The following is a 15913-nucleotide window of genomic DNA, read 5'->3' on the forward strand; positions in this document are numbered from 1 at the left end:
AAACTCATCTTAAAAACGCATCTTAAAAACGCATCTTAAAAACGCATCTTAAAAACGCATCTTAAAAACGCATCTTAAAAACGCATCTTAAAAACGCATCTTAAAAACGCATCTTAAAAACGCATCTTAAAAACGCATGGACTTAAACGAGTGCCGATACCAGAAAAGTGCTGCAATGCATTAGTCATAAGACAAAAACAATGTGCGGTCGGGCAGACCGAAACATAGAGATTAATCTCTAAACGCTTAGGGAGACAAGCCCTCTGGAGTTATCTAAATTAGGCTCAATACTTGGTAGTTTTCTACGGGTGTTTGGTTTAAGTATTGCCGCAAGGATAGATAATTGTAAGGATAGATAATTGTAAGGTGTGTCGCGGAACTAAGAATCCCCGCACTTATAGGGCGGGGAGTGTCAAAACATGCAAATCTTCGGGTGTATTACAATTAAATAAAACCTGGCGATCGCGAACCGGAAGTTCTTGGACAGGATGTTGTGCCAGCCATTGTTGAAAGGATCGCCCCCCCTGATTAATATAATCAATCAATTGGGGTAAACATTGGCGTCGGTAAAAGCCACATAGAGGTTCCCAGCCTTTCGGACTTCGGGGAAGCAATGCGATTACATTTTTAGGAGTATTTGTCAAGTGATTCGCCCAACTTTGCAACACTTCAACTTGAAGTTGGGGCAAGTCACAAGCGAGTAGAAGCACCCAATCCCGTTTCACTTGAGTCAATCCTTGAGCAAAAGCGACCAAAGGACCATGAGATTGAGCCTCTCCCAGGATGAGCATTTCTTGGAGCAGATGGCAATGTTTTGGTAGAATATCTCGATATCGTTCGGGCCAAGGAGTGACTACGAAAACGTCACGAGTACATTTAAGGGCAATGGTACAAACCTGTCTCAGTAAAGGCATACCCTTGATCGGAATCAAGGCTTTGTCCTGACCCATGCGAGAACTTTGTCCGCCCGCTAAAACCAGCGCTGAGAAAGACAGATGGGAATCCGTCAGCACAGCAGACAGTTCATCTGCCAAATGTAGCCGTCCTCGCCGTACCGCCCGCAGTAGGCGATCGATCACGCATTTCTCGTCTGTACTGAGATCTTCGCCTAAAATCGCTGCCATCAGTCCATAGCGGTCAGCTTTCGTCATGTAACCCGAACTGGTCGCTTGGGCAAAGAGTTCCGAGAGAGCGCCCGGAAGAAGAATAGGAGATTGCATAGATAGCTACCGCACAACATCGCTCAAGTCAAGTTATGTTAATTTTCCTCAAATTTCACAAACGTAAAGTGATAACCCTCCGGCAGCTCTGTGATACCGATCACTTTCAGGGGAAGCAGTGTAGAGACGTGCCATGGCACGTCTGGAAGCTGGGGGAGCTGAGGGAGCGGGGGAAGCAGGGGGAGAGAGTTCCTAATCAACGAATGACAAATGACAAATGACAAATGACAAATGACTTATTCATCAATTTGCCATAAATCCCGACTCAACGGTTCATCGAGAATTTTCTTGGGACGCAACACCAGAATTAGCTGTCCCAGTAAAGGTATATCGGGCTGTTCCGAAAACCACTCAATTGCCAATGTCCCCGATTGATCAATCATAAAATAACTATCGGCATCCCATTCTGGTGTTTTGCGGTCAACAATCAGTAACACCGCTTCTGATTTTTGATTCTCTTGCTTAGGAAGCTGAGTAATATTACCCAAAATTGCCACAGGCTCTTGTGCCTTTGCCACGATTTGCCAGCCGGGAATGGCGACAATCTGTTGCTGATGGGCAGAATCGACAATTTGAAACGCCCCCTTTGTCTTCACCGCCCCCACTTGCTGGAACTCAGCAGTCGTTACCGGAAACTCACCCACCAATGGGATCAGTCGCGGTAATTGTTCACTCGCTTCCACGCGATAGAGGGGAAAACGGGGCGCTCGACGGCGGTTCCCCCCTAAGGGTTCTGTGAGTAACTGCTCAATTTCTTGACGGGAGGATTGGCTATGAGCAAACATTAACCCTCGTGCGACTAAACGCGATCGCTCCTGTAAATTCTGCTGTTGTTGGGCAAGTTTCCAGTATTGGTACGCCACTGCATCACCTGGGTGATCGGAAAATCCTTCTGGTAGGCTGCGGCGACGGGACAACTCTTTCATCGCTTTTGCCACCTCACGGGCACCATCTGCATCCAAATTTCTAGCCACAATAAACTCAGCGGCGGCGGCTCGTTCCGGTTGGGTGAGAATCCGCAACTCATAGAGGATATCACTCCCCGTCCGAGCAAAGCGCGATCGCACGGCTTCCGATACGCCAGATTTGACTAACGTTTCGTATACCTGAGATGCTACAATGACTTGATTCTGTTGGATTGGCTCAAACCCCGTTTGTTCAAAAACGGCTTGGGAACTATAGCCAGCACTTTGGAGTTTTTGACAGGCTTGTCCCCACTCCACCCAGTTACGTTCTTTGCGCCTGAGCAACTGAATTAATGCATCAGCATCTACTGCCTCTGAGTTAGCTTGAGGATTAGGGTAAGGATTTCCAGGTGATCTTTCAGTCATAATGGGAAGGAAAATTTGCCGTATTTTTTGAGTGAGCAGATGTCTTGAATTTCTCGTGATTAAATAGTAATAGATTAAAGCAAAAATTAGCTAGGGTTAGATAAAAAGCTGAAGTTAAGACCGTTGACATCTATTGAACAACAGGACAGACTCAAATAGCCTGCTCCTTGTGGCTCGCCCGTTCAAACTGACTCGCTTGGAGTTTGTTGTAGTGTTATGGACAAGGTGAACCCTAATTTTGATAATATCACTCGTCAGTTCATGAGTTTGGAGCGATCGCAAAAACCGAAAATGCTTGTGGTGGATGATGAACCCGATAACTTGGATCTCCTCTACCGCACCTTCCGGCGTCACTTTAATGTATTCAGAGCTGAAAGTGGCGCTCAAGCCCTCTCTGTTCTTGCTAATGAAGGAGAAGTCGCCGTAATTATTTCTGATCAGCGGATGCCAGAAATGAAGGGAACGGAGTTTTTGAGCAAAACCGTCCCCCAGTTTCCGGATACCATGCGGATTATCTTAACCGGGTTTACGGATGTGGAAGACTTAGTAGAAGCCATTAATGCCGGACAAGTCTACCGCTATATTACCAAGCCCTGGGACCCAAACGAACTCAAAACCGTGGTAGAACGGGCAGTTCAAACCTACGAACTCCTGAAGCAACGCACCGAGGAATTGCAGCGAGCCCATGCTCAAATGGCACTCATGGAAACCTTGGTGCAAGTGGCTCAAGAGTCAGAAAGCCTAGAAACCAGCTTGCCCAAAATCGCCCAAGTATTTAGCGACAGCTTCGGCACAGATACCTGTATCCTGCAACTGGTAGAAGACGATCATTTGATAGATGTAAAAGGTACACAAAGCCAAGATGAATCCCTTGTCAACCCCCTAGAATCCGATCTCCTCTTGCCAGACGCGATCGCTAATCGTCAACTACAAGTCTGGATTAACGCCCCGGGTGCAACTCCCAAAGAAGCCACAGAGTATTACCAGAAAATTGGTATTAAAGCTCACCTGCTGATTCCAATTGTCCACCGCAGCGAACTCCTAGCTCTACTCTCCCTCCAATGGCAACAACAGGCGCGTAAACTGAGTGAAGATGAGCTAAAACTGATTCACCTATCCGCCCAGCAGGTTGGTTTAGCGATCGCAACCAGTCGTTGAGTGTTGAATCTGTAGGGGCGGGTTTAGGGACATCCGTGTCAACTTAAGCCATAAACCTTGCCCATCCTAGTTTTCAGCTAGGGTGTCCCATAACATAAGACCAATGACTAATCAACCCGTAATTTCTATTCATCAACTCAACCACTACTTTGGCACAGGACAACTGCGAAAACAGGTATTATTCGATATCAATTTAGAGATTTTCGCGGGCGAAATTGTGATTATGACGGGTCCTTCGGGGTCTGGAAAAACCACGCTATTAACATTATTAGGAGGTTTGCGATCGGCTCAGTCAGGCAGTTTAAACGTGTTAGGACAAGAACTTTGTCAAGCTAGCCAGAATGACTTGGTAAAGGCAAGACGACATAATGGTTATATTTTTCAGGCACACAACTTACACGGCAGCTTAACGGCGCTTGAGAACGTGCAAATGGGGTTAGAAGTTCATGGCATCTTTTCCAAGCCAGAACGCCACCATCGGGCAGCCCAAATGCTCCAGCAGGTTGGTTTGGAGGAGCGCATCAATTATTATCCAGCCGATCTATCAGGTGGACAAAAACAGCGAGTCGCGATCGCCCGCGCTCTTGTCAGCCGTCCCCAAATCGTGCTAGCTGATGAACCTACCGCCGCTCTCGATAAAAAATCGGGACGAGATGTGGTTGATATTATGCACGACTTAGCCAAGCAACAGGGGTGTACAATCTTACTCGTAACCCACGATAATCGCATTTTGGATATTGCGGATCGGATTATTTATATGGAAGATGGGCGCTTATCTAAACAACCTGAATCAGTGGCGATTTCCCAGTAATCCAGTTGAATCATCCATAATTGATTGAGGGCGACATGGTTCTGACTTAAATGAAAGAATACCAGTTGTGTAATGACAATAAGTAGTCAGACAAAACAATAGCCTCATACTAAGTGTTGTAAACAACCCTCAAACCTTGACAAAGGACATAGCTTGCTTCTTTTCGGGAGCGAGTATGACGAATGACAAATGACGCTCCCCACCCTTACTTTCATATTTATCGCCCACTCATACGACTGAAAACGACTGTAGTACAGGTCGATAAAGTGTATCTCGTTGCTGATCAGAACGCCCTAGAGAACGAATGGCTTCCTGAAGCGTTTCTACTTCCATACAGGTTCCCCCTTGCGCCCCTGCCATGGTGGTAATATGTTCTTCCATTAACGTACCGCCAATATCATTACAGCCCCATCTCAGGGCTTCTTTCGCCCCAGTCAAACCTAATTTCACCCAGCTTGGTTGATGGTTAGGAATCCAATTGCCCAGGAAAATTCGCGCCACAGCCGTTAATAATAGGGCATCTTTAAGAAGTGGTTGATCTCGCCCCACACGCTGACGTAACGGTTTAGGGGCATCTTGACCAACAAACGGCAGTAAAATAAACTCTGTAATATAGCCTGAGTAACCTTGATTGCGAGTTCGTTGCTGGAGCGATCGCAGCTTGGCTAGATGCCCCATTTGCTGTTGGTTCGTTTCAATATGACCGGAAAGCATTGTGCTAGTTGTAGGCATTCCCAATTGATGCGCTGTTCCTACTATATCTAGCCAGGTGGCTGTATTTGTCTTTTCCGGACAAAGAATGCGCCGCACTTCGTCATCTAAAACCTCAGCCGCCGTTCCGGGCATTGAACCAACCCCAGCCTCTTGCAGTGCGGCAATGACCTCAGCATACCTCAATCCATCTTGTTCGGCGATAAATTGGACTTCCTGGGGGGAAAATGCATGGAGATGTAATTGGGGAAATGCTTGCTTAATCGTTTGCACCAATTCCAGATAATAGGGTAAAGCCGCACCATGAATTTTTGCCTCTGGGTTTAAACCCCCCTGCATACAAATTTCCGTCGCCCCCCGTTGTACTGCATCCTCCGTTTTTTCCAGAATTTGTCCCCAATCTAGCCAATAAGCGCCCTCTGTACCCGCATCGCGGCGGAAGGCACAGAAACTACAGTGTTGAGTACAAATATTGGTAAAGTTAATATTACGGTTAATCACGTAGGTGACGCGATCGCCTGCTTGGTGATGGCGCAATTGGTCAGCCGTTTCCTGAATCGCTGTCACAGCAGTCGGTTCAGTTTGCTGGAGGAGAATCACACCTTCCTCTGGAGAAATGTCTTCACCAGCTAGGGCACGGTTAAGAATTGCGTCAACGGAGTTGGTAATCACGGGATATCTGGAAAAGATAGGGAAACACTCATCTTGATACTACTATGCCCGCTAAGTATCGAGCCAGTAATCATTGACACTCCCCCGGCTGAAGGCGCAGAGGCTTACACCTCAATGGGCGGGTAAGACAGCTAAAAAGGAGACAGGGTATGGGGTGTGGGGTGTGGGTAAATTCAGGAGGATCAAGGGGCGGGTTTAGGAACTGTAGGGGCGGGTTTAGGAACTGTAGGGGCGGGTTTAGGAACTAAAGTCAGCTATTGCTGAAATCAATGAACAACAAAACCCGCCCTATCTCACCAATAACATATCAACAAAATCTGCCCTTATTTATAAGTTCAAAATTACCTGAAATCAATGAACAACAAAACCCGCCCTATCTCACCAATAACATATCAACAAAATCTGCCCTTATTTATAAGTTAGAAAATACCAATTATTTAACCTCTCCCCTATCTTTAACTAACACATTTATCTGGTCTGAGTTAGCTGACCAAGCACTTACATAAGTGCTACTCTGAACCACCATTTCTTTAACGAGTTCCTCTTTACTACTTCTAATCGCAATAATGGCACAAGGATTAAAATTATTGTGGGGATATATCTTCGATTTGGCATTCGAGCGATTATCCGGATGTAAAATATGCTCAACCCGAATAGTTTGAGGATTATTTTCCTGTAAAAGTACCCAAAATGGATATTCCCAATACGTCCCCGATGGTATAGGTGTACCTCCTAGAGATAACCCAATCGTTTCACAGTTTTGTTTTTTGAGAAAATCAACGGTCGCGAAATAGGGTTTTTTGAGATATTTACGATTCGTAAAGTATAGTTCATTTCGGCTGGTGTTGAATATATTTTGCTCGGCAGCAATAGGTCGAAATTTATTACCAACCACAAAGGTAATTGATGCCACAAGCATAATCACAGCCAGAATAATTAAAACATGAAGATTCCAGTTTTGGGCAAAAACTAAACCGACAAAAGACGAAAATAGGACAAACAGCGAAAGATGGTGGCGACTTTGATAAGGTTGGATTTTTAGCATCCAACAAAGGAGTAAGAAGCCACCAATTAATGCCAATACATAACCGATTACATTGTTTTTTGTCCTCAATTTTTTGTTAAACACAAAAACTATAATCGCTAAAGCAATGAGTAATAGATGCAGGGGATTTCCGGCAACATTTTCATCAAAGGATAGACCCGGAACCGTATAAGAGTTTAGGGGGTAAGTTGTTCTAGGATCATTCATGTCAAGACCCAAAACGGAATGAATTATACTGATTAATTTGTGGCTAATCCCCGTAATCGGCGTAATAAAATCCTGTAGTCCTAGGTATCTAACGATATCAACATGGAGAGAAAGATTCCGGATAATATTGGAGATCCAGGTCGGCAGGCTGTACACTTCTATTTTATAGTCGGCTGAATATTCGGCTACCGATATGGGATTTCTATATAAGTCAAAGTTGCGTAAATAATGACCTAAGTTCAGACTTAAGAATATAAGAGTAATGATACCTATTGGTTTCCATAATTTCCAGCCTAGGCGGTTTAGTTTCGCCAGGAAAAACCAAACCATTAAAGGAAAGGCATAGATATAGCCTGAACTCTTGGTAAAAACAGCCAGTCCTAAGCTAGCGCCAATACTTAGAACTAAGGGAAGCGGAATCTTTTTTTCGGGCAATGCCAACAGAATATAATGGGCAAGACAAACTAGCCAAAAAGCGACAGCATAGTCATTTTGAGTGCTGGACGCTTGCAGGATTCCCATAGGAATCGTAGCGCAGAAAATCGCCGCGAAAATTTGCCCCCGTTGATCTGCACCCAGTTGTTTAGCTATTAGGGATACGCCAATAATGCTGCCAACCATACTCAACCATTGCACCAAATTAGCCAAGCGATCGCCCCGACTGAGAATCTGTAAGTGCATGATCACAAATTCGGCAAACGGGGGGTGAACTAATTGAGCCGAATAGTAGGTAGGATAATGGGCAACACTGCGATTTTGTATCCAATGAACCACCCGCGCCAGATGATAGGTCATAGAATCCCAATTATTCGGCGGCGCTACCACAGCAATTAAACCCACTGTCGCCACGATACAGACGACACCGCCCAGCAAAACCAGCGAGACTGGGGTGAGTTTGGGGCGTTCAGGGAAATTTAGCGATCGCTTTCCTCTCTTAACCAGTCGATAATAGATAAACAAGAGTGCGATATCTGTAATCAGCCACAAGACCAACACTGAACTAAATGTCAAGACTCTAAATAGACTTAACGTCTCAGTCAATACCGTGATCACAACTCCCCAGACAATCGCGGCGGATAAGACAGAACCCCGCCAGTCTTGACCTGGATATTGGAAAATTAGAAATAGAAGCAATAATGAGAGTAAAGGTAAGCAAGCCAGCATATTGATGATTCCGTTCACGAATTAAACCAATAGTCTTAATTTTCTATCTTGTAGACAGTGACTAACCAGGGATAGAATTGCTGGGCAACCGTAGGATAATTGTCCAGTGAATGTTGCTCAGAATGGAGAATGCTGGATTGCTTTGGCAGATTACGAGTCTCAATATAGAATCCCAGTGCCAGAGTTACAGCATAAACTCCCCAGTTCAGTTTACTGTGGAGACGCATGGCTCGCAGCAATGCCCAGCTTGATAATAATACAGTCACTGTCCAGAGGCTGTACTGCCGTGCTTCTTGGGCATAGAGTATCTATTGTTAGATACTCTAAAGTTATAGTTATACTTTTTTGGCATACTCAATTTGAATGTTTATTGAGTCTAGAGTGTTGACAAAATTAACGGATTGGGGATCTAGAGTGATCAGGGAAACCACCCACTTCTGCTAGGGTATAAAGGGGTCTGGCTTTGACCTCTTCATAAATTCGCCCAATATATTCCCCTAATATGCCAATACTGATTAGCTGAACTGATCCCAGAAAGAAAATGGCGATCGCGATCGTGGCAAATCCCGTTAGAGGAGAATTAGGTGAAGCTAAACGCCAGTACAGGACTAACACTGACATGAATAAAGCTAACGCCGCCGATAGCAATCCGAGATAGGTGGATAGTCGTAACGGTACTTTAGAGAAGGAGACTAAACTGTTCACGGCTAACGCCAAGGATTTGCGAAATGTGTATTTGACATCCCCAGCAAAACGGGGATCACGTTCAAACCGAATGGCAGTCTGCGGAAAACCTACCCACGATCGCAAGCCTCGAATGTAGCGGTTTTGTTCGGGCATGGCATTGAGCAAATCTACAACTTGCCGATCCATTAAACAAAAATCACCGGTATCTGTGGGAATATCCACCTCGGCTAGAGCCTTGAGGAGACGATAAAATACGTAAGCAGTGAAGCGTTTAAACCAACGTTCCTGACGACGTTTAATGCGCTGAGCATACACCACTTGATAACCTTGCCGCCATTTTTCCACCATATCGGGGATCAACTCCGGTGGATCTTGCAAATCCGCATCTAGGACGACAATAACCTGACCTCGGGCAAAATTCAGACCTGCCGTTACCGCCATCTGATGCCCAAAGTTACGTGCCAAACTAAGATAACAGACTCGCTTGTCCTGCTGGTGCAGTTCTCGGATAATCTGTAGAGAGCGATCGCGACTGCCATCATTAATTAAAATGAATTCTACAAGACCATCCATGCGATCGGCGACAGCGCTGATCCGACGATACATTTCCCGGAGAGTTTCTTCTTCGTTGTAGATGGGAATAATCCAAGAATACTTTGCCAGCATCGTCCATAAAATAGGGGATGGAAAACCGGGAACTCGTAATTATTCAATCCAGAAGATTACTCCTTTTCATGTATGTCATTAATCTTATTTTTTGGTAACATTTAAAATTAATAAATTTTAGCGATAAATAATTTGTTATTTTTTGATCAACCTTGTTTCTGGATAAATAGGGTTTACTAGGGGTCTCTTCTCAAAGAACTTTCATGCCATTTACCTAGCAGTAAGTTAGAGCCAGTCGTCAAGAGGATAAAAATCAAGATTCCTAGACCGCTAATCATCACTAAAGCCGCAAACATTCGGGGAATTTCTAGATTGTAACTGGCAATCAGCATTTGATAAGCTAATCCTGAATCAGTACCCCCAGTGCCCGCCACAAATTCAGCCACCACGGCACCAATTAATGATAATCCACCACTAATCCGTAAGCCGGATAGAAAATAGGGTAATGCACTTGGCAGTCTTAAATATAACATAGTTTGCCAAGGAGAGGCTTTATAGAGGCGAAATAGATCGCGCAAGTTGCGATCAACGCTATTAAGACCGAATGTGGTATTAGAAATAATCGGGAAAAAAGCGACAATCCAAGCACAAAGAACCAACGCGACAAAAGTATTGTTTCTCAGCCAAATAATAATTAAAGGCGCGATGGCTGCCATCGGCATTGTTTGCAGGATTACCGCATAAGGATATAAGCTTTTTTCAATCCATTTACTCTGAGCCATTAACATGGCAATCAATAATCCTAAAACTGCCGCCGTGACAAAAGCCACCACGGTAATCTTTAAGGTAACGATCAATGCGGGAAATAACAATAACCAATCACTGATTAATGTCTTCAGAATCAGACTAGGACTTGGCAATAAGTAAGGGGGGATTTTAGTTATTTTAACCGAAATTTCCCAAGCTAGTAAAACCAAGATTCCCACCACAACCGGAGCCATCAACTCCAGAGAGAATAAATAGTTTAACCGCAGTTTTTTCCCGACAACCTTTTTCATGATGTTGATTATATGATTATCCTCGATCGGTTCAAATCGTGATTAAAGGTAACTTCCGATTAAATATAGCCTTCAGCCATCATGCCTTTCGATAATTCACTGGCTACTTGCTGGCAATATTGTACATAATCTACGGAGGTGCGAAATGCTTCAGAACGTGGATAAGGTTCCTCAATGGTGATATCGCTGATTACTCGACCCGGACTCGGTGCCATCACCACTACCCGGTTTGATAGATAAACGGCTTCATATATATTGTGCGTGACAAAAATAATTGTCCAATGTTGTTGACGCCATAAAGAAAGTAACTCGACATTTAACTGAGTTCGGGTAATATCATCTAATGCACCAAAGGGTTCATCCATAAGCAAGACTGTGGGAGAGGTAACTAGGGCTCTGGCAATTGATACACGCATTTTCATCCCACCCGAAAGCTGACGTGGATAGGATTTGGCAAAGCGTTCCAGTCCGACTAATTGGAGAGCTTCCTTAATGGCATAATCGGCGTCTTTTTTCGGCATTCCTGTCAATTTTAGGGGTAAACGGACATTGCCCCTGACAGTTGCCCAAGGCATGAGTGCCGGTTCTTGGAACACAAACGCCAGGTTTTCTTGGTCTGTGGGATTTCCTGGGGAATAACTTGGCTGATCGCGCCACTGAATTGTTCCTGAATTCTGAGTCGTCAGTCCGGCAATTATGCGGAGTAAGGTACTTTTCCCACATCCCGATGGTCCGACTAAACTTATAAATTCACCGGGACTAATCGTCAAATTTAAGTTTTTTAAAGCCTGGATTCCATTCTCAAAGAACTTGTTGACCTGACTCAGAGTAATTAAAGGTTGGGAATTCATCAGCAATCCATCGCTCCCTTGATTTTAACCTGTTGATAAATTACTGTGATAAATAATAATCGAGTCCTTTATTCACAAACTCTAGGGTATAAGCCTGTTGATAATCTGTATTCCCGTCGAAGACTCCCACTGCCGCTAATTCATTAAATAAGCCTTCCCAGCGTTTGTCAGTCATGGCACCAATTCCCTGGGTTTCGGCATCCCTGGAGAGAATGATATTATAGTCTTTGAGCTTATTTAGACCATAGGCAATTAAGCCATCTGTCATTTCGGGATTATCTTGTTTAATCAGTTGATTGGCAGGTTCAGGGTTTTCTAGATAGCTATACCATCCCTTAATTGACGCATCCACAAACCGCTGGACTAAATCTGGATTGGTTTCGACTAACTTCTTCGTCGTTTCGATCGTAAATGTATAAGGATTGTATCCAACATCGGCTAAAAGTAAAATATTGGGTTTAAATCCTCCTTCTTTTTCAATTGTGTAGGGTTCCGATGTCAAAAGTCCTTGTTGCGCTGAATTCTGATCGACTAAAAATGGACTAACATTGAAGTTGTACGGTCGTATTTGAGCATCAGTGAAGCCATACTTTGCCTTCAAAAAGGGCCAATAAATTGAGCCAGGACTGATAAAAATTGGTTTACCTTTTAAATCAGCAAAGGAGTCATTCCCTACTCCGGGGTGAGTTAATAAAACTTTTATTTCTTTTTGGAAAATAGCGGCAACTGTGACTTTGGGAATTCCTTGTTGTATGGCTTGGATGGCATTAACCCCACTTCCCATACTAAAATCAACCACACCTCCCATGAGTAATTGGGTAGTATTGGTTTGAGGACTTGCTGGTTGAATCGTGACATCTAGACCATGTTGGCGATAAATTCCGGTCGCGAATGCCTGATAGAATCCTCCATACTCGGCTTCAGCTTTCCAACTCAGACTAAATTTAATTTTATCTAGGTTTCCCAGTGATTCCGAAGTGGATGATGTCGTGTTTGTCGGGGTACAAGCTGCCAAAATACTACTCCCGAGAGCAATGGAGCTAAGTTGCATAAATTTCCGGCGCTTGAGCGGATAATTTTTCAGCATTAGGTAAATGACTGGAGCTAAATTATTCTTTAATAATTTTACCGACTATCGGGATTAAACAACAATCCTGAGCCGAATAGTTGGTTAACTCAACTTTCATTGTCAAGTATAATTTATACCCAATTAGATGAGCTTACCCTGATTATTAGCCCAGTTGTTGAGAGCGCCGATAAGCGGCTTGTACCGCTTCTATCAGTGCCGAACGGAAACCAGAACGCTCTAATTCAGCCACTCCCGCAATTGTAGTGCCACCTGGACTCGTCACTTGGTCTTTAAGCTGAGCGGGGTGAAGTTGTTTATCCTGCAACAGTTGTGCTGTTCCCCATACCGTCGAAAGTGCTAATTTAGACGCGATCGCTCTAGGTAATCCGGCGGCGACACCCCCGTCAGCTAAGGCTTCAATCATTACTGCCACATAAGCAGGTCCGGAGCCCGATAATCCGGTGACAGCATCCATGAGGGATTCCGACACCTCTACCACTTCGCCCACTGCACCCAAAAGGGTTTTTGCCACCTCCAGATGATTAGCGGTGACAGTTTTTCCAGGTGCGATCGCGGTTATTCCGGCTCCTACCGTGGCTGGGGTATTGGGCATCGCCCGAATGACTGGCTGATGCTCAAAAGCGGCTTCGAGCTTCCCTAAAGATACACCCGCTAAAATCGAAATCACTACGGGTAGGTTTTCCGAAGCTGGGGAATAATTGTCATCGTTGGACACCAAGTCACTCGCTACCGCCTTAAACACTTGAGGTTTAATTGCCAAAAGTAAAACCTCCTCAGCTTTCGCCGTCACCCCATTATCTGAGGTGACATTAACCCCATAGCGTTGGCTTAAATCCTCTCGTCGCTGGGCTTGAGGATCACTGACCAGCACCTGATCAGGGCGATAAACTTGCTGTGCGATCAGGCGGGATAAGATCGCTTCTCCCATTACCCCGCCGCCGATTATGCCAAGTTTGATAGACACCCACCCTTCCTTTAGTGAACGGACATTCGCTTTTCGACAATCTCAATTGAATTACTGAGCCATACGTTCCGGCTCAGACGTCCAACTGGGAGGAGGCGCTGAACGTGACCCACGAGTTTGTTCAGCAACTTCGTGAATGACACCCGATTGAGTGCTTACTTGTACACAGCTTGGTGTAAATAGGAAAATACTCTCACCAATGCGTTCTTGATGACCGTCGATCGCATAAGTTCCGCCGGCGACAAAATCCACTGCTCGTTGAGCTTGATCAGGGTCCATCATGGTTAGATTTAAAACCACTGACTTGCGCTCTCTCAGGGCTTGAATCACCTGGGGCATTTCTTCAAACGAACGCGGCTCAATCACGGCGACTTCCGAAATCCCGTTAACCGCTCCCGGCATACCAATCACATTGTTCATATTTACCGCTCCCATTCCTGAATCCGATCCTACAACGGGACGTTCCCGAACCCGACGTCGAGGAGGACGTTCTTCCTCCGCTGGCGCTGGCATAGGTGGTTCTTGCTGATATAGATTTTGATACGTCTCTCCATCCACGTCCTCGTATTCATACTCATATTCGGGATCATTGGGACCGACCACAAAATCTCGCAGCTTGTTAAAAATATTGTTCATTGGATCTACTCTCCATCACAACTTTAGGGTTTGTCGGGAAACGCTAAAATCGACCCTCGTTGAGGTATCAGTCTTTAACTCTTGCGGGTTGAGACCGAAACCCCAAGCAAACGGCTAGCTTACCCCGCGATCGCCTAACATTTCCTACCACCGGAGCTTGTCAAAAGTAAGCCCTTAGTATACACTCGCTTCTAATCAAACGGGTAGTTCTATGCCCATAACGGTGAAAACACTCAGGGATTACTTACAAGACAATACTTATCATAAGAGTTATTTTGGCACTATACAGCAGTTGCTTACTCATGATGCTAATTAATCGCTCCATTCCTCGCCTACTTAACTGACGAGGGGTTTGGGGAGCTATAAGTCCTACGCCATAATCTCTGATTTGGCGTTGGGATGCCTTCACTCCCCAAGTCAATTGAGCGGGGTTCGATGCCCCCTAAATTGACGTTTACCATTTTGAGAAAAGAGTGGTAGAATCTAGTCATGATTCTAAACTACACCTACCGTATCAAACCCGACCAACAGCAAACCCAACTTCTCGATGAGTGGTTGGAAACGCTGCGGGTGTCCTATAACTATGGGTTACGGGAACTCAAGGATTGGATTGCTTCTCGCAAGTGTCCAATAGATCGGTGTAGCTTGGAATCTGAGTACATTATGAGTGCTGACTACCCATTCCCTAGTTACCACCAACAACAAAACAATCTACCATCAGCCAAGAAAGAATTTCCTCGGCTCAAATCTGTTCCCTCCCAAGTTTTGCAGACTAACATTAGAAGGTTGCATGACGCTTGGGACTTTTTCAGGCAGAGGGGATATGGTTTTCCTCGCTTCAAGAAAGTAGGACAAATGAAGTCGATGGTATTCCCGCAGTTCAAAACCAACCCGATTACAGGTTGGCATATTCAACTTCCCAAATTAGGGAAAGTCGAAATCAACCTGCATCGACCTATCCCTGACGGGTTTGTAGTCAAACAAGTGCGGATGGTCAAAAAGGCGATGGGATGGTTTGCAGTTATCTGTCTGTACTCAGATGTCGAGATTCCAGAACCTTCCCCTCATGGTCATGCCATTGGAGTTGATGTGGGACTGCTTTCCTACTTGGCAACCAGCGATGGCTACTCTGAGCCTGGACGCAAATTCTTCAAAACCGAACAAAGTCGGCTTAAAGTGCTACAACGTCGGTTAGCGAAGAAACAGAAGCGTTCCAAGAACTACGAGAAAGCTAGAAAAAAGGTAGAGTTGCAGCATAATCATATCGCTTTCAAGCGGAAGGATTATCAATATAAACTTGCCCATAAGCTTTGCGACATGGCGGATACTATCTTTGTCGAGGACATTGATTTCCGTATTATGGCGAAGGGTTTTTTGGGAAAGCATACAATTGATGCAGGGTTTGGTCAGTTTCGCTCTATTGTCAAGTTTGTCGGTAAGAAGCGAGGAGTATTTGTTGGAGAAGTAGACCATAAAGGGACTTCTCAAACTTGCCCAAATTGCCGAATCACAGCGAGAAAAGAACTCTCTGATCGAGTCCATTGTTGCCCTGAATGCCACTGTCAACAACCCACCACTGACCCTACGGGTACAGTGGGGGCTTGAAAGAAAGCCCTAGTTGACCAGTCTAAGTACTTTTGTACTCCGTTTTTTGAGTCAAGACACCTACAAATACGACGCCAGTTTGTTGCTCTGTCATCTA

General features: G+C 44.9%; 14 protein-coding genes. 3 read left to right on the forward strand and 11 right to left on the reverse strand.

Annotated elements, in window-relative coordinates:
- Positions 1-395 precede the first annotated feature (395 nt).
- Together RIG27_RS16520 and RIG27_RS16525 are read right to left on the reverse strand one after the other, a co-directional pair.
- Positions 396-995 (reverse strand): molybdenum cofactor guanylyltransferase, encoded by a 600-nt coding sequence (locus tag RIG27_RS16520; RefSeq protein WP_446346920.1) that lies wholly within the window; start codon positions 993-995, stop codon positions 396-398.
- Between the two features lie 461 nt (positions 996-1456).
- Positions 1457-2551: a RuBisCO accumulation factor 1 gene (locus tag RIG27_RS16525; RefSeq protein ID WP_446346899.1), complete on the reverse strand. Its 1095-nt coding sequence runs from the start codon at positions 2549-2551 to the stop codon at positions 1457-1459.
- Between the two features lie 216 nt (positions 2552-2767).
- Between RIG27_RS16525 and RIG27_RS16530 the strand changes: the two genes are divergently transcribed.
- Positions 2768-3709, forward strand: a complete 942-nt coding sequence (locus RIG27_RS16530) for a response regulator (protein ID WP_446344886.1) — start codon at positions 2768-2770, stop codon at positions 3707-3709.
- Between the two features lie 103 nt (positions 3710-3812).
- Positions 3813-4520 carry a DevA family ABC transporter ATP-binding protein gene (locus tag RIG27_RS16535; protein ID WP_446346901.1) on the forward strand — a complete coding sequence of 236 codons (708 nt, stop codon included), beginning with the start codon at positions 3813-3815 and terminating at the stop codon, positions 4518-4520.
- Positions 4521-4748: 228 nt separating this feature from the next.
- Here RIG27_RS16535 and cofH read toward each other — a convergent pair whose 3' ends face one another.
- The 9 genes from cofH to RIG27_RS16580 all read right to left on the reverse strand — a co-directional run bounded on the left by cofH (position 4749) and on the right by RIG27_RS16580 (position 14211).
- Complete coding sequence (gene cofH / locus RIG27_RS16540; RefSeq protein ID WP_446346902.1) at positions 4749-5903, reverse strand: 7,8-didemethyl-8-hydroxy-5-deazariboflavin synthase subunit CofH; 1155 nt, start codon at positions 5901-5903, stop codon at positions 4749-4751.
- 433 nt (positions 5904-6336) lie between these two features.
- Positions 6337-8337, reverse strand: a complete 2001-nt coding sequence (locus RIG27_RS16545) for an ArnT family glycosyltransferase (RefSeq protein WP_446346904.1) — start codon at positions 8335-8337, stop codon at positions 6337-6339.
- A 17-nt stretch (positions 8338-8354) separates the two neighbouring features.
- Positions 8355-8585, reverse strand: coding sequence for a hypothetical protein (locus RIG27_RS16550; RefSeq protein WP_446346906.1), 231 nt, complete (start codon positions 8583-8585; stop codon positions 8355-8357).
- A gap of 127 nt (positions 8586-8712) precedes the next feature.
- Complete coding sequence (locus tag RIG27_RS16555; RefSeq protein ID WP_446346908.1) at positions 8713-9672, reverse strand: glycosyltransferase family 2 protein; 960 nt, start codon at positions 9670-9672, stop codon at positions 8713-8715.
- A gap of 176 nt (positions 9673-9848) precedes the next feature.
- Positions 9849-10670: an ABC transporter permease gene (locus tag RIG27_RS16560; RefSeq protein ID WP_446344872.1), complete on the reverse strand. Its 822-nt coding sequence runs from the start codon at positions 10668-10670 to the stop codon at positions 9849-9851.
- Between the two features lie 59 nt (positions 10671-10729).
- A complete protein-coding gene (locus RIG27_RS16565) occupies positions 10730-11521 on the reverse strand; it encodes an ABC transporter ATP-binding protein (protein WP_446346910.1) in 792 nt (263 codons plus the stop codon).
- 40 nt (positions 11522-11561) lie between these two features.
- Positions 11562-12572 (reverse strand): ABC transporter substrate-binding protein, encoded by a 1011-nt coding sequence (locus RIG27_RS16570; RefSeq protein WP_446346912.1) that lies wholly within the window; start codon positions 12570-12572, stop codon positions 11562-11564.
- A gap of 181 nt (positions 12573-12753) precedes the next feature.
- Positions 12754-13575 carry a pyrroline-5-carboxylate reductase gene (proC, locus tag RIG27_RS16575; protein ID WP_446346914.1) on the reverse strand — a complete coding sequence of 274 codons (822 nt, stop codon included), beginning with the start codon at positions 13573-13575 and terminating at the stop codon, positions 12754-12756.
- A gap of 51 nt (positions 13576-13626) precedes the next feature.
- Positions 13627-14211, reverse strand: coding sequence for a cell division protein SepF (locus RIG27_RS16580; RefSeq protein ID WP_446346916.1), 585 nt, complete (start codon positions 14209-14211; stop codon positions 13627-13629).
- A gap of 489 nt (positions 14212-14700) precedes the next feature.
- Here RIG27_RS16580 and RIG27_RS16585 point away from each other — a divergent pair, with 489 nt between their 5' ends.
- Positions 14701-15816, forward strand: coding sequence for an RNA-guided endonuclease InsQ/TnpB family protein (locus RIG27_RS16585; RefSeq protein WP_446346918.1), 1116 nt, complete (start codon positions 14701-14703; stop codon positions 15814-15816).
- Positions 15817-15913 lie beyond the last annotated feature (97 nt).

The organism is Coleofasciculus sp. F4-SAH-05, assembly GCF_040222985.1.
Classification (GTDB): domain Bacteria; phylum Cyanobacteriota; class Cyanobacteriia; order Cyanobacteriales; family Coleofasciculaceae; genus Coleofasciculus; species Coleofasciculus chthonoplastes.